The sequence below is a fragment of the Frigoribacterium sp. Leaf44 genome (assembly GCF_001421865.1).
In the GTDB taxonomy this organism is placed as follows: Bacteria; Actinomycetota; Actinomycetes; order Actinomycetales; family Microbacteriaceae; genus Frigoribacterium.
In genome coordinates this window covers 87921-106229 of the sequence record NZ_LMLG01000010.1, presented here as the reverse complement: position 1 = coordinate 106229, position 18309 = coordinate 87921, and the positions used below count along the sequence as shown (strand labels likewise).

Annotated in this window: 15 protein-coding genes; 7 read left to right on the top strand and 8 right to left on the bottom strand. The window is 73.2% G+C overall.

Features of this window, described 5'->3' with window-relative positions; all coding sequences use genetic code 11:
* Nucleotides 1–4: 4 nt before the first annotated feature.
* Nucleotides 5–619 (top strand): NAD(P)H-dependent oxidoreductase, encoded by a 615-nt coding sequence (locus ASE87_RS15565; RefSeq protein WP_056230287.1) that lies wholly within the window; start codon nucleotides 5–7, stop codon nucleotides 617–619.
* On the opposite strand, the gene ASE87_RS15560 is transcribed toward ASE87_RS15565, so the two are convergent.
* On the bottom strand, nucleotides 620–1003 hold the full coding sequence (locus ASE87_RS15560) for a cupin domain-containing protein (RefSeq protein ID WP_055973190.1): 384 nt from the start codon (nucleotides 1001–1003) through the stop codon (nucleotides 620–622).
* Nucleotides 1004–1050: 47 nt separating this feature from the next.
* Nucleotides 1051–2082, bottom strand: a complete 1032-nt coding sequence (locus tag ASE87_RS15555; protein ID WP_056230283.1) for an alcohol dehydrogenase catalytic domain-containing protein — start codon at nucleotides 2080–2082, stop codon at nucleotides 1051–1053.
* 79 nt (nucleotides 2083–2161) lie between these two features.
* On the opposite strand from ASE87_RS15555, the gene ASE87_RS15550 reads away from it, so the two are divergent.
* Together ASE87_RS15550 and ASE87_RS15545 are read left to right on the top strand one after the other, a co-directional pair.
* A complete protein-coding gene (locus ASE87_RS15550; RefSeq protein WP_043594835.1) occupies nucleotides 2162–2683 on the top strand; it encodes a DoxX family protein in 522 nt (173 codons plus the stop codon).
* Between the two features lie 103 nt (nucleotides 2684–2786).
* Nucleotides 2787–4910, top strand: a complete 2124-nt coding sequence (locus ASE87_RS15545) for an ATP-dependent DNA helicase RecQ (RefSeq protein ID WP_056230280.1) — start codon at nucleotides 2787–2789, stop codon at nucleotides 4908–4910.
* A gap of 52 nt (nucleotides 4911–4962) precedes the next feature.
* Here ASE87_RS15545 and ASE87_RS15540 read toward each other — a convergent pair whose 3' ends face one another.
* The 3 genes from ASE87_RS15540 to ASE87_RS15530 form a co-directional block, all read right to left on the bottom strand.
* On the bottom strand, nucleotides 4963–6603 hold the full coding sequence (locus ASE87_RS15540; protein ID WP_235472382.1) for an NAD(P)/FAD-dependent oxidoreductase: 1641 nt from the start codon (nucleotides 6601–6603) through the stop codon (nucleotides 4963–4965).
* Entirely contained in the window at nucleotides 6600–7601 is a 1002-nt protein-coding gene (locus ASE87_RS15535; protein ID WP_082452733.1) for a zinc-binding dehydrogenase, read from the bottom strand. The genes ASE87_RS15540 and ASE87_RS15535 overlap by 4 nt, the downstream gene beginning before the upstream one ends.
* Nucleotides 7602–7806: 205 nt before the next feature.
* Entirely contained in the window at nucleotides 7807–9378 is a 1572-nt protein-coding gene (locus tag ASE87_RS15530; RefSeq protein WP_082452732.1) for a cation:dicarboxylate symporter family transporter, read from the bottom strand.
* Between the two features lie 173 nt (nucleotides 9379–9551).
* On the opposite strand from ASE87_RS15530, the gene ASE87_RS15525 reads away from it, so the two are divergent.
* Together ASE87_RS15525 and ASE87_RS15520 are read left to right on the top strand one after the other, a co-directional pair.
* The gene (locus ASE87_RS15525) at nucleotides 9552–11330 is read left to right on the top strand and encodes a sensor histidine kinase (RefSeq protein ID WP_056230273.1); all 1779 of its coding nucleotides are present in this window, start codon (nucleotides 9552–9554) and stop codon (nucleotides 11328–11330) included.
* Nucleotides 11327–12040, top strand: a complete 714-nt coding sequence (locus ASE87_RS15520; protein WP_056230271.1) for a response regulator — start codon at nucleotides 11327–11329, stop codon at nucleotides 12038–12040. The genes ASE87_RS15525 and ASE87_RS15520 overlap by 4 nt, the downstream gene beginning before the upstream one ends.
* A 141-nt stretch (nucleotides 12041–12181) precedes the next feature.
* Here ASE87_RS15520 and ASE87_RS15515 read toward each other — a convergent pair whose 3' ends face one another.
* Nucleotides 12182–12949: a hypothetical protein gene (locus tag ASE87_RS15515; protein WP_056230269.1), complete on the bottom strand. Its 768-nt coding sequence runs from the start codon at nucleotides 12947–12949 to the stop codon at nucleotides 12182–12184.
* 62 nt (nucleotides 12950–13011) lie between these two features.
* Here ASE87_RS15515 and ASE87_RS15510 point away from each other — a divergent pair, with 62 nt between their 5' ends.
* Nucleotides 13012–13368 carry a hypothetical protein gene (locus ASE87_RS15510; RefSeq protein ID WP_056230266.1) on the top strand — a complete coding sequence of 119 codons (357 nt, stop codon included), beginning with the start codon at nucleotides 13012–13014 and terminating at the stop codon, nucleotides 13366–13368.
* 52 nt (nucleotides 13369–13420) lie between these two features.
* Here ASE87_RS15510 and ASE87_RS15505 read toward each other — a convergent pair whose 3' ends face one another.
* Together ASE87_RS15505 and ASE87_RS15500 are read right to left on the bottom strand one after the other, a co-directional pair.
* Nucleotides 13421–15955 carry a carboxylate--amine ligase/circularly permuted type 2 ATP-grasp protein gene (locus ASE87_RS15505; RefSeq protein ID WP_056230263.1) on the bottom strand — a complete coding sequence of 845 codons (2535 nt, stop codon included), beginning with the start codon at nucleotides 15953–15955 and terminating at the stop codon, nucleotides 13421–13423.
* A gap of 98 nt (nucleotides 15956–16053) precedes the next feature.
* Nucleotides 16054–16710 (bottom strand): TetR/AcrR family transcriptional regulator, encoded by a 657-nt coding sequence (locus ASE87_RS15500; protein ID WP_043594828.1) that lies wholly within the window; start codon nucleotides 16708–16710, stop codon nucleotides 16054–16056.
* Between the two features lie 74 nt (nucleotides 16711–16784).
* Here ASE87_RS15500 and ASE87_RS15930 point away from each other — a divergent pair.
* On the top strand, nucleotides 16785–18309 hold a 1525-nt coding region (locus ASE87_RS15930), incomplete at its 3' end, for an MFS transporter (protein WP_082452739.1).

Sequence of the window (18309 nt, the reverse complement as noted above, 5' to 3'; positions counted from 1 at the left end):
CGCCGTGAACACGCTCATCGTCACCGCCCACCCTGATCACGAGTCACTGACCGCCGGTCTCGCCCGGCGACTGCAGCAGGCCCTGCCCCCGGACTCGGTCGAGGTGGCCGATCTGGCGGCGGAGGGGTTCGACCCGCGTTTCGGCACCGCGGACCGTGAGGCCTACCGTGGTCGCGGCGACACTCCCGCCGACGTCGTGCGCGAACAGGGTCGGATCGATCGAGCCGAGCACCTCGTCCTGGTGTTCCCGGTCTACTGGTGGTCGATGCCCGCCCTGATGAAGGGCTGGATCGACCGGGTCTTCGTCAACGGGTGGGCGTTCGAGATCGACCTCGAGGGCGGTACGCGTCGCCTGCTCGGACGATTGACCGTCCATCTGCTCGCCGTTGCCGGCGACTCGGCCGGCACGTACGAGCGGCACGGCTACGAGACGGCGATGCGGACGCAGATCGAGCACGGGATCGTGGACTACGTCGGCGCGCGGCGCGGCACGACGGTCGTCCTGCACGAGTCCGAGCGGGACGACGCCGCAGCCCGGGACCCCCTCGTCCTCGACGCCGTCGACACGGTGGCTCGCGCCGTCCTCGGAAACGCGCCCCGCGCCTCCTCGGCGTCGTAGTCAGCGGAAGTCGCCGACCTGGCGGTCGACGGGCACGGTGCGGTCGACGACGACGTCACCGGTGTGGGCCGTCGTCGTGGTCTCGACGAGGACGATCTCGACCTCCTCGTCGGCGACGGGGTTGTGCTGCACGCCCCGCGGCACGACGTAGAACTGGCCGGGGGTGAGCACCACCTCGTGGTCGTCGGGGAGCTGGATGCGGAGGGTGCCCGAGACGACGAGGAACATCTCGTCCTCGGCGTCGTGGGCGTGCCAGACGAGCTCGCCGAGCAGCTTCGCGACCTTCACGTACTGGTCGTTGACCTGCCCGACGACCCGAGGCGTCCAATGGTCGGTCACCTGTCGGAGTTCGGCCGCGACGTCGATTCCCTGGAGAGCTGTCATGGGGCCATTCTCCCCGGACAGTCGGCCGGGAGGGCCACCGGTGACCGTCAGAACACGGCCACCGTCATGCCGGCCGTGACCGCCGGTCGGTCCATGGCGGCCAAGGCGTCGGGCAGGTCGTCGAAGGCGATCGTCCGGCCGATGGACTCCTGCGGACGCAGTCGGCCCGCGACGACGTCGTCGAGCATCGCGGCGTACTCGCCGACCGAGATGCCGTGACTGCCCAGCAACTCGAGCTCGTCGGCGATCACCCGGCCCATCGCGATCACCGGGGCGGCCTCGTCGTCGAGCAGCAGGCCCACCTGGACGTGTCGACCCCGCGGACGGAGGGACGCGACGGACGCCGCGGACGTCACCCGGCTGCCGAACGCGTCGAGGGCGACGTCGGCACCTCCTCCGGTGAGGGCTCGGACCCGCTCGACGGCGAGGTCGTCCATCGGGACGACCTCGGCACCCAGGTCGGCGGCCCGTTCGAGGGCGGCGGGTGAGATGTCCGACGCGACGACGCGAGCACCGGCGGCCACCGCCACGGCGACCGCCGAGAGCCCCACTCCGCCACAGCCGAAGACGGCGACCCACTCACCCGCCCGCACGCGGGCCCGGGCGTGCAGGGCGTGGTACGCCGTGCCGAAGCGGCAGCCGAGCGCCGCCGCTTCGACGAAGCCGACCTCGTCCGGCAGGGCGATGACGTTCACGTCGGCGTGCGGGACGACCAGCGACTCGGCGTACGAGCCGGGAAGGGTGAAACCGGGCTGCTGCTGACGGGAGCACACCTGGGTGGCACCGGCACGGCACTCGTCGCACGTGCCACAGGCGAAGACGAACGGGGCGGTCACGCGGGTGCCGACGACGACCCGGGTGACGTCGACGCCCACCGCCGTCACCACGCCCGCGAACTCGTGGCCCGGCACGTGGGGAAGGCGCACCGAGTCGTCGTGGCCCTTCCAGGCGTGCCAGTCGCTCCGGCACACCCCGGTGGCCGCGACGCGGACCACGACGCCGTGGGCGGGCGGCACGGGTACCGTGAGGTCGACGATGATCGGAATCGACCCGAACTGGTCGTACTGGACGGCGCGCATCCCCCGATCCTGACACGGGCGGCGGACCGGACGCGCTCCTCCGCGGACGGCGACGGCCCACACCGGGTAGGAACGGTGCATGAGCCTCGCATCCACCCTCCTCCGCCTGACCGTCGGCGGCTTCTTCGTCGGCCACGGACTCCAGAAGCTGACCGGCGCCTTCGACGGCCCGGGCCTGGCCGGCACCGAGCAGATGATGGCCGGCACGGGCATGCACCCCGCCGCCCGCAACGCCCGTCTCGTCGCCGTCACCGAGACCGCCGGCGGCGCCGCCCTCGCCCTGGGCGCGGCGACCCCGCTCGCCGCCGCTGGCATCGTCGGCACGATGGTCACGGCCGTCCGCAAGGTCCACCTCGCCAAGGGCCCGTGGGTGACCGAGGGTGGCTACGAGTACAACGCCGTCCTGATCGCCGCGGCCGCAGCCCTGGCCTCCGGCCCCGGCGGCCCGTCGGTCGACCAGCTGTTCGGCAAGAAGTCGTGGGGCGCCGGCGGAACGGTCTTCGCGCTCGTCGCCGGCGTCGTCGCCTCGTTCGTCGCTGTCGAACTGGGCAAGCGTGCCACTCCCCCGGCCGAGCCGGGCTCGGACTCCTCGGCGGGCTGACCCACCTTCCTCGTCTCGTCCCCGGGGCGCGACCACCCGGTGACGGGCGGTCGCGCCCTTCGTCCGTCCGGCGGGTGACGGTGGCCTCTGCGAGCATGGGGCCATGACACCGACGAGCACCGCGACCGACATCGACGCCGAGGCACTCGACCTGCTGCGGGCGCTCACCGGGCGCGACGACGCCGTCTTCCACGACGGTCAGCTCGAGGCCATCCGGGCCCTCGTCGCCGATCGTCGCCGGGCCCTCGTCGTCCAGCGCACCGGCTGGGGCAAGTCCGCGGTGTACTTCATCGCCACCCTGCTGCTGCGTCGACGCGGCACCGGCCCGACGCTGCTCGTCTCCCCCCTGCTCGCCCTGATGCGCGACCAGGTGGCCGCCGCGGCCCGGGCCGGGGTGCGGGCCGTCGCGGTCAACTCGGCGAACGCCCACGAGTGGTCCGACGTCCAGCAGCAACTCGTCGACGACGAGATCGACGTGCTGCTCGTCTCCCCCGAACGACTCAACAACCCGCGCTTCCGCGACGAGCAGCTGCCCGTCCTCATCGCCCGGCTCGGCATGCTCGTCGTCGACGAGGCGCACTGCATCTCCGACTGGGGCCACGACTTCCGACCCGACTACCGTCGCCTCGCCGACCTCATCCGCACCCTGCCCGCGGGCGTCCCCGTCCTCGCCACCACCGCCACGGCCAACGCCCGCGTCGTGGCCGACGTCGCCGAGCAACTCGCCGTGGGGCCGGGCGACGAGGTGCTGACGATCCGGGGGTCGCTGGCGCGCGCCTCCCTGCGTCTCGGGGTGTTGCAGCTGCCGACCTCGCGCGACCGACTCGGCTGGCTGCTCAGCCACCTCGCCGACCTGCCCGGCAGCGGCATCATCTACACGCTCACCATCTCGGCGGCCGACGACACCGCCCGGCTGCTCCGTGAGGCCGGTCACGACGTGCGGTCGTACTCGGGCCGCACCGACCCCGAAGAACGCGAACAGCTCGAACAGCGCCTCAAGGGCAACGACCTCAAGGCCCTGGTCGCCACGAGCGCCCTCGGCATGGGCTTCGACAAACCCGACCTCGGCTTCGTGATCCACCTCGGTGCGCCGTCGTCGCCCGTCGCGTACTACCAGCAGATCGGCCGCGCGGGTCGCGCCACCGACAACGCCGACGTGCTGCTGCTGCCCGGCACCGAGGACGCCGAGATCTGGCAGTACTTCGCCACGGCCTCGATGCCGTCCGAGGCGCGGGCGGCGGCCGTGCTGGCCGAGCTGGGCGAGACGCCGCTGTCGACGCCCGCCCTCGAGGCGCGGGTCGACGTCAAGCGCACCCCGCTCGAGCTCATGCTCAAGGTGCTCGACGTCGACGGTGCCGTCCGCCGGGTGCAGGGCGGCTGGGTCAGCACGGGCGAGCCCTGGGTCTACGACGCCGAACGCTACGACCGCATCGCCGCGGCCCGGGTCGCCGAGCAGGAGTCCATGCTCGCGTTCGAGCGCGGCGAGACCTGTCGCATGCAGATGCTGCAGGTCGACCTCGACGACCCGGCCGCCGAGCCCTGCGGGCGGTGCGACGTCTGCGCGGGCACCTGGTACCCGACCGACATCGCCGGCGAGGCGGCGACCTCGGCAGCGAGCACCCTCGACCGGGTCGGCGTCGAGATCGACCCCCGGGCCCAGTGGCCCACGGGGGCCGACCGGGCCGGAGTGTCCGTCAAGGGCAAGATCCCCGAGAGCGAACGGGTCGAGCCGGGTCGGGCGCTCGCCCGACTGACCGACCTCGGATGGGGCAACACGCTGCGCGAGGTCTTCGCGGCGAACGCCCCCGACGCCCCCCTGTCGAAGCACCTGCTCGACGGGGTCGTGCGCGTCCTGAAGGAGTGGCCGTGGGCCGAACGGCCCGTGGGCGTCGTCGCGATGCCGTCCACGTCACGGCCGCAGCTCGTCGGGTCGCTCGCCGAGGCGATCAGCACCGTCGGGCGACTGCCGCTGCTCGGCACGCTCGGCAGCGCCCGCCCCTCGGCCGGCCGCGGCCAGGGCGGCAACAGCGTCTACCGCCTGGCCGACGTCTGGCAGTCCTTCGAGGTCGGCCCCGAGCTGGCCACGGCCCTCTCCGAGGTGTCCGGGCCGGTGCTGCTCGTCGACGACCTGGTCGACAGCCGCTGGACGATCACGGTGGCCGGACGCGAACTGCGCCGCGCCGGGGCCCCCGCCGTGCTGCCCTTCGCCCTCGCGGTGGTCGGCTGAGTCGTCCACGGCGGGCCACCGCGTCGTCCGACCCGAGACCGGCGGGGCTCGCTCAGCGCTCGAACCGCATGCCGTCCCGGGTCAGCGTGCTGTGCCGCATCAGCCAGACGTCGCGCGGGTAGTTCTGGTGCATCCGCCACGGTGACCGCGCTCCCTGCCGGGGCATCAGGTGCACCCCGCGCGACACGTAGCCGCTCGTCAGGTCGATCAGCGGGCTCGTCGGCCCCGGCCGCTCCGGCGCGAGCGGCACGGCCGATCGGAAGCCGTGACGATCGGCGTGACGGAGCAGCCGGGCGACGTAGTGCACGACGAGGTCGATCTTCAGCGTCCACGAGGCGTTGGTGTACCCGATCGCGAAGGCCAGGTTCGGCACCCCCGAGAGCATGAACCCCTTGTAGGTCAGCCGGGTCGCCGGGTCGATCTCCACTCCGTCGACCGACATCCGCATGCCGCCGAACAGCAACAGGTTGAGCCCGGTCGCCGTGACGACGACGTCCGCGGGCAGCTCGTGCGCCCGCTGGCCGTCGCGACCCGCGACCCGGACGCCACCCGGCGTGAACGAGTCGATGTCGTCGGTCACGATCGACGCCGACCGCGAGCGCAGCGCCCGGAACAGGGCGCCGTCGGGGGTGATGCAGAGACGCTGGTCCCACGGGTCGTAGCTCGGCTGGAAGTGCCGGTCGACGTCGAAGTCGTCCGGCAGGCGCCGGGCCACCTGCGCCCGGAGGAACGCCTTCATCTTCTGGGGCGAACGCCGGCTCGTCTGGAAGCTGAGCAGCGCCATGCCGATGCTGCGCCACCGGATCAGCCGGTCGTCGACGGCCCGCGGCAGCAGCCGACGCCATGCGCGGGGCTCCTTCCGACGCGAGGGAAGCGACAGCACGTAGGTCGGCGAGCGCTGCAGCATGGTGACCTGCTCGGCGCTCTCGGCGAGGGCGGGCACCAGGGTCACCGCCGTCGCCCCGGATCCGATCACGACGACGCGCTTCCCGCTCACGTCGAGGTCCTCGGGCCAGTGCTGGGGGTGCACGACGCGTCCGGCGAACGAGTCCTGCCCCGGGAACGCGGGTGACCAGCCTTCGTCGTAGCGGTAGTAGCCCGAGCAGACGAACAAGAACGCGCACGTGATCGTGACGCGACGCGTCGCCGGGTCGGCACCCGCGCCTCCTTCGCTCGACGCGTCGGTGGCGGCGGGCGACCCGCCCGGCCCGGGCGAGCTCGCGACCTCGATCGTCACGGTCCACCGGGCGTCGGCCGACGACCAGTCGGCGGCGACGACCCGGTGCCCGAACCGGATCAGCCCCGTGACGCCCGTCTCGTCGGCCGTGTCGCGGACGTAGTCCCGGATCGCCGCGCCCGGGGCGATCGCACGGGCGTCCCGCCAGGGCCGGAACCCGTAGCCGAGGGTGAACATGTCGCTGTCCGAGCGGACGCCCGGGTACCGGAAGAGGTCCCAGGTGCCGCCGATCGCCGCCCGTGCCTCGACGACGGCCAGGCTGCGACCGGGGAAGTCGCGGCGGAGTTGGACCGCCACGCCGACTCCGGACAGGCCGGCGCCGACGACGAGCAGGTCGACGTGCTCGACGTCTCCCCCGGCGGGGCGGTCGTCGGCGCCGGCGGGGCGGTCGTGGACCCCCGCGGGGCGGTCGTCGCCCTCGCGCGGAGCCGAGGAGGCGCGGGTCGCGTCGCTCACGGGACCAGCACGATCCGGATCGGGTCGCCCTCCTTACGCTCGAGCATCTGAACCGCCCGCTCGGCTTCGGCCAGCGGCACGGTCGCGCTGACCGACTTCGCGAAGTCGAGCCTCCCCCGGGCCGCCAGCGCGACGAGCGTGGTGACGTCGGCGGGCTCGGAACCGTAGTGGCCGAGGACCTGCTGCTGCAGGAAGCTGAACTTCGTGCCGTCCGTGATCGTGATCGGCTGGTCCGACAGGCCGACGAGCGTCAACCGTCCCCGGTAGCCGAGGCAGGCGATCGCCTGCTCGCGCACGGCGGGCACGCCCGCGAAGTCGAAGGCCCGGGCGAGCCCTCGGCCACCGGTCGCGCGGCCGAGCGCCGTGGCGAAGTCCGGGTCGGCGGGATCGAGCGCGAGGTCGGCACCGAAGTCGAGGGCCCGGTCCCGGGCCCCCGGCAAGGGGTCGACCGCGATGATCGGTGCGGCCCCGAGCAGGGCGAGCAACTGCACGGCGTGGGCACCGAGTCCGCCGATGCCCCAGACGCCGACCGCGGTGCCGGGCCGGGTGTCGGCCGTCGTGGTGAGCGCCGCCCACGGTGTCGACACCGCGTCCGGGATGAAGCAGGCCTGCTCGAACGGCAGGGAGTCGGGGATCGGCACGACCGTGTCGGCGCGGGCCACGGCGAACTCGGCCCAGCCGCCGTCGTAGTCGACGCCGCGGGTGAAGACCTGTCCGTCGCGCTCCTCACCGGCCTGCAACAGCACGCGGTCGCCGACGGCGACGTGCGTGACGCCGTCGCCCACCTGGTCGACCGTGCCCGCGACCTCGTGGCCGAGGGTGACGGTGTCACCGGGCAGGTTGAGCGGCGTGAGCGACCCCTGGATCAGGTGCACGTCGCTGAGGCAGACGCCGGCGGCGGCGACGGCGATGCGCACCTGCCCCGGGCCGGCGTCGGGGGTGGGCACCTCGGTGACCGAGAAGTGGCGGGTGCTGACGTCGAGGCGTCCGGCGAGCATGGTGGCTCCGTCCTGCGGGGCCCGGTCGGTCGGCTCTGACCGTGGGGCGTGACCGCACATCGGGTGCGACGGTACGCCTCCGACGCGGATGTTGCACGCTGCACCCGCCGCGGGTCGGTGGGCGGGCGGCGAGACCCTCGGAAGTCGCCGAGACCCCCACACGCGTACGGGGGTCTCGGCGACTTCGTGGGGTCCGACGGAGGTGCTAACCCCGACGGGGCTCGTCGTCCGCGGCGGCGTCGGCGAGGTGCTCGTCGGCGCGGCGACCGTCGGTGCCGACCATGGCGTGCAGCGAGCCGGTCGAGATGCGGTCGGGCGAGGTGCCCTCGAGCGAGCCCAGCCCACCCGTGCGGCCGTCGAGCAGACGCGCGGCGGCCGGGTCGGCCGAGCCGGCGCTCGTGTCCGAGCCCGAGCCCGAGGAGGCGCCGTGACCGTCCGCGTTCATGGTCGCCTCGTCGAAGGGCGCGCGGCCCGACAGCACGGTCTCGACGCGGTCCTTGTCGATCTGCTTCGTCCAGGTGCCCACGAGGATCGTGGCGACGGCGTTGCCCGTGAAGTTGGTCAGCGCGCGCGCCTCGGACATGAACCGGTCGATGCCGACGATGACGCCGACGCCATCGACCAGGTCGGGGCGGTGTGCCTGCAGGCCTCCGGCCAGGGTGGCGATGCCGGCTCCGGTGACGCCGGCGGCGCCCTTCGAGGCGATCATCATGAACAGCAACAGCGAGACCTGCTCGCCGACGTTGAGCGGCGTGCCCATGGCGTTGGCGATGAACAGCGACGCCATGGTCAGGTAGATCGCCGTGCCGTCGAGGTTGAACGAGTAGCCGGTGGGCACGGTGATGCCGACGACCGGCTTCGAGACGCCGAGGTGCTCCATCTTGGCGATGAGCCGGGGCAGCGCGACCTCGCTCGACGAGGTCGAGACGATGAGCAGGTACTCGCGGCCGAGGTACTTCATCACCCGGAAGATGTTGACGCCCGTGACGAGCTTGAGGATCGTGCCGAGCACGACGGCGACGAACAGGATGCAGGTGATGTAGAAGGCGACCATCAGGGTGCCGAGCGCGACGATGGCGGCGACGCCCGTCTCGCCGACCACCGCCGCGATGGCACCGAAGGCACCGATCGGGGCGACCCACATGATCATCGCGAGGATGCGGAACACCAGCACCTGCAGGTTGCGGACCCCCTCGAGGATCGTCGCGCCGCGGTCGCCCATGCGCTGCAGGGCGAAGCCGACGAGCAGCGCCACGAACAGCGTCTGCAAGATGGAGCCGCTGGTCAGCGACGACACGAGCGTCTCGGGGATGATGCCGAGCAGGAACCCTGCCGTGCCACCGGCCTCCTCGGCGGCGGGGGCCTCGTATCCGGTCGAGCCGATCATCAGGCCCTCGCCCGGGTGGATCAGGTTGCCGACCACGAGGCCGATGGCCAGGGCGAAGGTCGACATCGCGATGAAGTAGCCGAGCGCGAGCCCGCCCACCTTGCCGACGGTCGCGGCCTTGGCGATGGAGCCGACGCCGAGCACGATCGTGCAGAAGATCACCGGCGCGATCATCATCGAGATGAGCGACACGAAGGCGGTGCCGATCGGTTTCAGCTGCACGGCGACCTCGGGTGCCGTGAGGCCGACGACGATGCCGGCCGCGACGGCCACGATCACCGCGATGTAGAGCCAGTGCGAGCGGTCGATCCGGCGCCGGGCGCGGACGCCGCCCGTCGTCGTCGTTCCGCCGGGGGTGGGGGTCTGCGGGCCCTTGTGCGTCTTTGCCATGGGGGTCTTCCTCGAGCTCGTGACCGGCGGCGTCGTCGTCGACGGTCGTGCGGGGTTCGTCGCCGTGACTCTCGCCGGTCGCCGGGTGGGCGTCGACGTTGTGGTCATACTGGTCGCGCCGATGGTGCGTCATGATGGACCCCGGCCGCAGCGCAGCGAGGAGCCCGCCCGAGATGACCGTCGACCCCACCCGGTGGAGCATCGCCACGCGGCTCTTCGCCCTTCTCGTGGTCTTCGTCGTCGCCGTGACCCTGCTGGCGACGGCCTGGACGATCCGGTCGGCCCGCGACGACGCCGACCGCTCGGCCGCGCGGGCCTGCCTGGCGCTCGCCACCTCGATCGCCGACAACCCCTACGTCGTCGACGCGCTCGGGACGTCCGACCCGAGCGCCCGTCTGCAGCCCTACGCCGTGGCCCTGATGAGCGACACGTCGACCGACTTCGTCACGATCATGCGACCCGACCGCACCCGTCTGACGCACCCCGACCCCGACGAGATCGGCCGCCCGTTCGTCGGCACCATCGCCCCGGCCCTCCGCGGGCAGTCGTTCACCGAGACCTACGCCGGCACCCTCGGCCCGTCGGTGCGCGCGGTCGTGCCGATCGAGAGCGACGGCGAGGTCGTCGCCCTCGTCTCGGCCGGGGTCACGGTCGACACCATCACGCAGTCCGTCGGTGAGCGCTTGCCCCTCGTGTTCGCCGCCGCGGGGGCGACCGTGCTGCTCGGCGGCGTCGTCTCGTGGCTGCTCAGCCGGTACCTGCGGCGGGTGACCTGGGGCCGCGGCCCCGAGGAGCTCGCGCGGATGTTCTCCTACTACGAGGGGGTGCTGCACTCGGTGCGTGAGGGGCTCGTGCTCGTCGACGATCGCGGCCGCCTGACGCTCTACAACGACCAGGCGGCCGAACTGCTCGACCTGCCCACCGGGGGCATCGCCGCTCCCGTCCCGCTCGCCGAACTGCAGCTGCCCTCCTCGCTGGGCGAGCTGCTCGCCTCCGGACGCCGCGCCTCCGACGAGGTGCACGTGACCGACGACCGAGTGCTGGTCGTCAACCAGGAGCTCACCGAGCCCACCGACGGCCCACCGCGCCCGTCCCCGGCGACCGGACGAGGACGCGTCGTCCCCCGAGGAGGCGCGGTGCCGTCAGGAGGCGCGGTGCCGGTGACCGGCGCGGCCCGCCCGCACTCCCGCCGCACGCTCGGGACGGTGACGACGCTGCGCGACCACACCGAGCTCACCCACCTGACGGGCGAGGTCGAGACCATGCGCACCCTCTCGGACGCGCTGCGCTCGCAGACCCACGAGTTCTCGAACCGGTTGCACACGATCGTGTCGCTGATCGAGCTCGGGCGCGGCGACGAGGCCCTCCGCTTCGTGGCCGACGAGCTCGAGCTCGGTCAGCGCCTCGTCGACCGGGTCGTGGCCTCGATCGACGAGCCGACGCTCGCCGCCCTCCTGCTCGGCAAGGCGGCGCAGGCCCGCGAACGGTCGATCGAGCTGCGCGTCGACGTCGAGCCCGACCTCGGGACGATCGACGTCGAGCCCGGGGACCTCGTCACGATCCTGGGCAACCTCGTCGACAACGCCTTCGACGCGGTCGCGCCGACGCTCGACGCCGCCGCTCTCGATCCCACCGGCCGCTCGGCCCGGCCGCCGCGGGTCGAGGTGACCGTCGCCCGGGTCGAGGGCGGCGTCCAGTTCGACGTCGAGGACGACGGTCCGGGGCTGGACGACGTCGAGCTCGCCTTCCGCCGGGGGTTCAGCACGAAGCCCGCGGCGCCGGGCGGACGCGGCATCGGCCTCGCGCTGGTCCGTCAGGCCGTGGGTCGGGTCGGAGGTCGACTCGACGTCGCCACGGGAACCGACGGGACCACCTTCTCGGTGCTGCTGCCCGACCGGCGGCCGGACGACGTCGACACCGCCGCCCGACGTCGTGGTGGGGTGCGGTCGTGACCGGCGCCTCCTCGTCCGTCGACCGGGTTCGCGTGCTCGTCGTCGAGGACGAGCCCCTGACCGCGGAGGCGCACGTCGCGTACCTCGATCGGCTGGACGGCTTCGAGGTGGTCGGTCGGGCACGGGACGGACGCGAGACCCTCGACGCGGTCCGCACGCTCGGCGGTCCTCACGGGCGCGGTCTCGACCTCGTCCTGCTCGACATGAACCTGCCCGACACGCACGGCCTGCAGCTCTGCCGGGCCCTGCGCGCGGCGGGGTCGACGGTGGACGTCATCGCGATCACGGCCGTGCGCGACGCCGCCGTCGTGCGGACGGCGGTGTCGCTCGGCATCGTCCAGTACCTCATCAAGCCGTTCACCTTCGCGACCTTCGCCGACCGGCTCGGGGCCTACCGGTCGTTCCGTGAGTCGCTCGCGGCCGGGCAGGGTCAGGTGACCCAGTCGGACGTCGACTCGGGGTTCGCCACCCTGCGGCAGGCACCGGCACCGGCGTTGGCCAAGGGCCTCGCCCCGGCCACGCTCGAGCAGGTCGTATCGGTGCTGCGTCGAGGCGGGTCACCGTCGGCGGGCGAGGTGGCCGACGTCGCCGGGGTGTCGCGGGTGACCGCGCGCCGGTACCTCGAACACCTCGCCGACACGGGGGCGGCGACCCGCGAACCCCGGTACGGCAGCCCCGGCCGACCCGAACACGGCTACCGCTGGAACTGACCGGATGCCGTGCGGGTCGCCCGAGGACGAGAGGGTTCGGCGACACCGGGCGGGTTCGCGGGAACCGGGCGGTCGTCACGGACCGTTCTCGCCGAACTCGCCCGGGATGCCCGACGGTCTCGACGGGCCGACGCCCTGAGCTCAGCGCCGGACGAGCCGTGCGATCTCGGGCAACGCCGCGAGGGTGCCCGATGCGCCGTGCTGGTCGGGGTCGAGTGCGAGCCGCTTCAGCCCGGCTCGGGTGTACGTGCCGACGTCGGCCACGAAGTCCGCGGGCGCGCGCCAGACCAGCCGGTCGGCGGACGACGCGTCGAGGCCCCGGGCGAGGGCCGCGTCCCGGGCGCGGTCGGGCGAGGTGAAGGCGAGCAGGGTGGGTGTGCCCTCGTCCACAACGGCGAAGGGCCTCGAGGCCCCGGCCGTGCCGCGGTCCACGAACCACCAGGCCTCGAGCCGGAACGCCGATCGCCACAGGGCGACCGGGTCGTCGACCACGACGGCCGTGGTCCGCTCCGGCGTCGCGTCGACCACGGGAGGCGGGACGACGAGTGGTGCCGTGCTGCCGGGAGCCACCCGAGGAGGCGCGGGCCGCGTCACCGGCATCGGTGCCGCCGGCGGGACTGCCCGGTCGACGACCTTCTCGAGCCGGGCTCGACGGCGCTGCCCCAGCCCGATCCGCACGAGCACGACGCCGCCGGCGACCAGGACGGCGACGACGGTGAGGGCGACCACGACGTCGACGGACGACTGCCGGCCGGGCGCCACGAGCCCGACGAGCAGCACCGACGCCCCGATCGGCGACCCGACGACGGCGATCGCGAGCAGCACGACTCCCCAGGTGAGTGCTGCGGTGCCCGACGGGCCGCGACGGCTCGACGGACGGCGGGGGTCGGACGGGTCGGAGCTCGGCATCGCCCCAGCGTAGGGCGGCCGGCCGGGACCCGTCCGGTGCGCGTCGGCGCTACGCTCCCCCCATGGCCGACACGCGTGGACCCCAGATCGTCCGAGGCGACCCCGAGGTGACCCGGGCGACGCTCGACCTCAAGCTGCCGGTGGCGATGCTGCCCGGCCTCGTGCGCCGGGCACTGCAGGCGAGCCCGACGTTCTCGTTGGGCGACGCCGACGAGACGGGGGCCACGCTCCTGCGCCGGTCGGCCTCGGCGGGTGGCGCGGACGCCGTCCGCCTCGACTTCACCGCGTCCGAAAAAGGCAGCCGGGTCTCGGCCGAGGTCCACTCCCCCGGCGGCACGATCGGCACGTCGGTCAAGCGCCGCGACGACGACGCGACCGCCCTGTTCGAGGCCATCGCGAAGGCCGCCGGACCCTTCTGACCGGTGACCGGGCACGGACCGGCACCGCGCCTCCCGTCGTCTTCCCGGCGTGTCAGCCGCCGACGATCCAGGTGTCCTTCGCGCCCCCGCCCTGCGACGAGTTGACGATCATGCTGCCCTCGGGTGCCACGCGGGTGAGCCCCAGGTCCGCCAGCACGCTCTCGCCCGCCCCGGTGCCGGTGAGGTAGACGAAGCAGCGCAGGTCGACGTGCCGGGGCTGCAGGCCGGTCGCCGTCAGGGTCGGGTGCGACGACAGCCTCACCACCTCCTGCGCGACCCAGCCGGACGGATCGCGGGCGATCTCGGCCCGCCGCTCGGCCACGACCGCCGCACTCGCCGAGGGCCCGATCAGGACGCCCCGGCCGCCCTCGCCGTCGACCGGCTTCGTGACGAGCTCGCCCACCCGGTCGAGCACCGCGAGCCGCTCGTCCGGATCACCCGTCCGGTAGGTCGGGACCGACTCGAGCAGCGGACGCTCGCCCAGGTAGTACCAGATGAGGTCGGGCACGGCGCAGTACATCGCTTTGTCGTCGGCGAGCCCGTTGCCGGGGGCGTTGGCCAGCACGACGCCACCCGCCGCCGCCACGTCCATCAGGTGCTCGCCGAGCAACGGGTCGTGCGGCGCGTGGACGTCGACCAACTCGCGGTCGAGCCGCAGGTAGAGGGCGTCGACGACGGTGCCGGTCCTGCGGTCGACGACCCGCGCCTCCTGCACCTCGACGTCGTCGGCCCGCAGCAGCAGCAGTCCCGCGCCCTCGGCGAGGGTGCGGTGCTCGTACCAGGCGGGGCTCGTCGGGCCCTCGCTGAGGACCGCGCCGACCGGGTCGCCTCCGCCCCGAGGAGGCGCGGCGTGCGCCAGGAGCGTCGCCCGCAGCACCGCGAACACGCTCGTCGGGTCGAGCAGCCCCGCCGGCCGCGGAGCGTCCGGCACCACCTCGTCGAGCAGCCGCCGCACCGCGAGCGAGAACGCGGCCCCGCTCGGCGCCCGGACGTTGTCCTCGAGCACCCGCCAGCCACCCAGCTCGTCGCGCACCAGGTCGAAGCCCTGCACCGCCGCCCTGACGGCGTCCGCGGGCAGCCGGGTGGCCTCGTCCCGCCAGCCCGCCGCCCCGACGACCTGCTCGTGCGTCAGCACGCCGTCCGCCACGACCCGACGCTCGCCGTAGGCGTCGCGCAGGAACGCCTCGATCGCCCGGGCCCGCTGTGTCAGACCCGCCTCGAGCCGGCTCCACTCGTGCCGTGTGACGATGCGGGGCACGAGGTCGCAGAGGAACGCTCGGTGGTCGCCGCCCACGCCGAACCCGAGACCGGCCCGCTCGCACCAGGCGTCTCGCGCGACGGATCGGGCGTGCGCCTCGGTCGCGCCGAGCTCCTGGAAGAACCCGGCGACGTCGCGGTAGGCCGGGCGCGGGTGCAGTCCCGGGCCGATCGCCTCGTCGCCGGCGCGGAACCGGTACCCCACGAGGGTCGGTGTGGGGGCGTCGAGCCCGGCGGCGGGGCCGTGCGTCTCACGAACGACCAGGTCGACCACGTCGTCGAGCCGTCCCCGCTCGGCGAAGGCGGCGCGTTGCCGGTCGGCGGAGTTGCCGCGGGCGAGCGTGGCCTCGGCGAGGTCGCTCACGGTCTGCCAGTCGCCGAACTCCTCGAGCTGGGGACGCAACCGGGTCACGAGCTGCCGGACGGCCTCGGCCGCGGGCAGCCGCGAGGGGTGCGGTTCGAGGCCGAGCAGCTCGCCGCCGAGCCCGCTGCGCGCCGCCTGCCACATCGCGGCGCGGTGCAGCGGGGCCGCCCGGTGCTCGGCGGGGCGGCCGGCCTCGACGTCCGTCTCGGCCCGACGCACCGCGGCACGGTAGAGGCCGGCGATCAGCACGGCGTCGTCGACCAGGGGGCAGGCGTCGCAGGTGCGCAGCTCGAGGGTGGGCGCGTGGCTCGACGGTCGGACGTCGAAGTAGGCCATCCCGCTGTCGGCGATCACGCCCGAACCGATCAGGTCGGCGAGCAGCCGGTCGTACTCGGCGGCGTCGGCCAGCGGCCCGGTCGCCCCGGCGCTCGGCCACCGCTGCCAGATGAGCGAGCGGATGCTCGCGTAGCCGGTGTCCTGCCCGTTCCAGTAGGGCGAGCTGGCGCTCAGGGCGAGCAGAGCCGGCAGCACGGGGGCGATCCGCCCGGCGATCTGCACGGCGAGGTCGCGGTCGGACACCCCCACGTGGATCTGCAGTCCGCAGATCAGCTGCTCGTCGACGAGCAGGCGGTACTGCTCGTGCATGCGTCCGTAGCGTCCGGTCGTCGTCAGTTCGAAGTCGGCGAACTCGCTGCGCGGGGCCGTGCCGACGGCGCCGATGGCGAGCCCCTCGGCGGTGGTCACCTCGACCAGGTCGCGGCGGAGGGTGAGGATCTCGCGCCGCAGGTCGTCGAGCGTGGTCACGACGGGCACGTTGGTCTCGATCGTGGTGCGCTGCAGCTCCGCCCCGTAACGGTCGGCGGGCAACCGGGTCAGGAGGTGCGGTGCGCGAGCCGACAGACGCCCCGTCTCGAGGTCGATCAGGTGCAGCTCTTCTTCGGCCCCCAGCGTCAGCTCTGCGCTCATGCCTGCACAGTACGGGCGCGTCCCGGTTCTGCCCGCCTCTTCATGAGGATTTCACATGAACGAAAAACGAGGAGGCGCGGCCCCGGTCGGCCGCGGAATCAGACCCGGGTGGTCTGGCGCACCCCCGCAGCGGGCAGCAGCACACCGTCGATGAGCCCGACGAGGTAGTCGCGGTCGACGGGCTTCCGCAGGACGAGCACGCGGTACGACACCATCGACGGGGTGACGAGGGCGAGCGCCTCGATGTCGGTGTCGGCCGCGATCTCGCCTCGCTCGAGGGCCCGGCGCAGCAGCAGCCGGTTGGCCTCGGCGCGGGGCTGGACGATCGCGGCGTCCACGGCCTCGGCGAGCTCGGGCGTGGTCGAGAGCATCGTGACGACACCCGCCATGACCCGCATCTTCTTCTCGGCGTCGTCGATGCTGTGCGGCTTGATCATCGCCACGAGGTCACCGCGCAGCGTGCCCGTGTCGGGCAGTCCGTCGAGGTCGACGGCTCCCTGCTTCAGGCAGGCCACCGCGTCGACGACGAGCTCACCCTTGGACGCCCAGCGGCGGTAGAGCGTGGCCTTGCCGGCCTTGGCACGGGCGGCGACCATCTCGATGGTCATGCCCTCGAAGCCGGTCTCGGCGAGCACGTCGATGGTGCAGCGGAGGATCTCGGGGTCGCGACTGTGGTCGCGCTTGCGACCCGGTCGCGAGGGGGTCGCGGGGCCGGTCTCGGCGGGCGTCGTCGCCGCGCCTTCCCTGTCGGTCATGGGGTGACTCTACATCGGATGTTTACGAAACTGCCTGTATCCGAAACTAGCGGGACTCGTATATGCTCGCGCTCATGTCTCAGGCCTCCACCTCCCCTGACGGCGCGACCCGCGCCTCCTCGTCCTCCCCCACCCCGCCGCCGTCCCGGCGCTGGTGGACCCTCACCACCGTCGCCCTCGCCCAACTGATGGTCGTGCTCGACTCCACGGTCGTGAACATCGCCCTGCCCGCCGCCCAGACCGACCTCGGCTTCTCGGACGGCGACCGGCAGTGGATCATCACCGCCTACTCGCTCGCCTTCGGCAGCCTGCTGCTCGTCGGCGGCCGCGTCAGCGACCTGATCGGCCGCAAGCGCACGTTCGTCATCGGCCTGATCGGCTTCGCCCTGGCCTCGGCCCTGGGCGGCGCGGCCGGCACCTTCGGGCTGCTCGTCTTCGCGCGCGCCCTGCAGGGTGCGTTCGGCGCGCTGCTCGCTCCGACCGCCCTGGCCGTGCTGACCACGACCTTCACGATCCCGAAGGAGCGCGCCCGCGCCTTCGGCGTCTTCGGCGCGATCGCCGGCGCCGGCGGGGCCATCGGCCTGCTGCTCGGCGGGTTCCTCACCCAGTACGCCTCGTGGCGCTGGAACCTCTACATCAACGTCGTCATCGCCGCCGTGGCGATCGTCGGCGCCGCGATCTTCGTGTCGCACGCCACCCGCACCGGCCCGCGCCCGAAGCTCGACGTGCCCGGCACGCTGCTCGTCTCCGGCGCGCTCTTCTCGCTCGTCTACGGCTTCTCGAACGCCGAGACCCAGGGCTGGGACTCGCCCTTGACCTGGGGCTTCCTGGCGGCGGCCGTCGTGCTGCTGACCTCGTTCGTGGCGTGGCAGCGCCGTGCCGAGCACCCGCTGCTGCCCCTGTCCATCGTGCTCGACCGCAACCGCGGGGCCGCCTACGCCTCGGTGACGATCGCGGGCGCCGGCATGTTCGGCATCTTCCTGTTCGTGACGTACTACCTGCAGACGTCGCTCGGCTACACGCCGACGAAGACCGGCCTGGCCTTCCTGCCGATGATCGCGATGCTCGTGCTCGCGGCCCAGTTGTCGACGAACATCTTCGTGCCGCGCTTCGGCCCCAAGATCATGGTGCCGTTCGGCATGACCCTCGGCGTGATCGGCATGCTGCTGCTCACCCGGCTCGACCTCGAGAGCCTGTACGCCGCCAACGTGCTGCCGGCCTTGATGGTGCTCGGCTTCGGCATGGGTTCGATCATGCCCGCGTCGATCCAGACCGCCACGCTCGGCGTCGACCGCGGCCACGCGGGCGTCGCCTCGGCCATGGTCAACACGAGCCAGCAGGTCGGCGGGTCGATCGGCACGGCACTGCTCAACACGCTGGCGGCGACCGCCGCGGCGAACTACGTCGCCGAACACCTGCCGGCGACCGGAGCCGTCGCGGCCGAGGCCGCCGTCACCGGCTACGCCACGGCGTACTGGTGGGGAGCCGGGTTCTTCGCCGTCGGCGCGGTCATCGCGGCCCTGCTGTTCCGTCGCCGCGTCCCGCAGTCGGACGACGTGGACGCGACGACCTCGCCCGCCGTCCACGCACCGGTCCCCA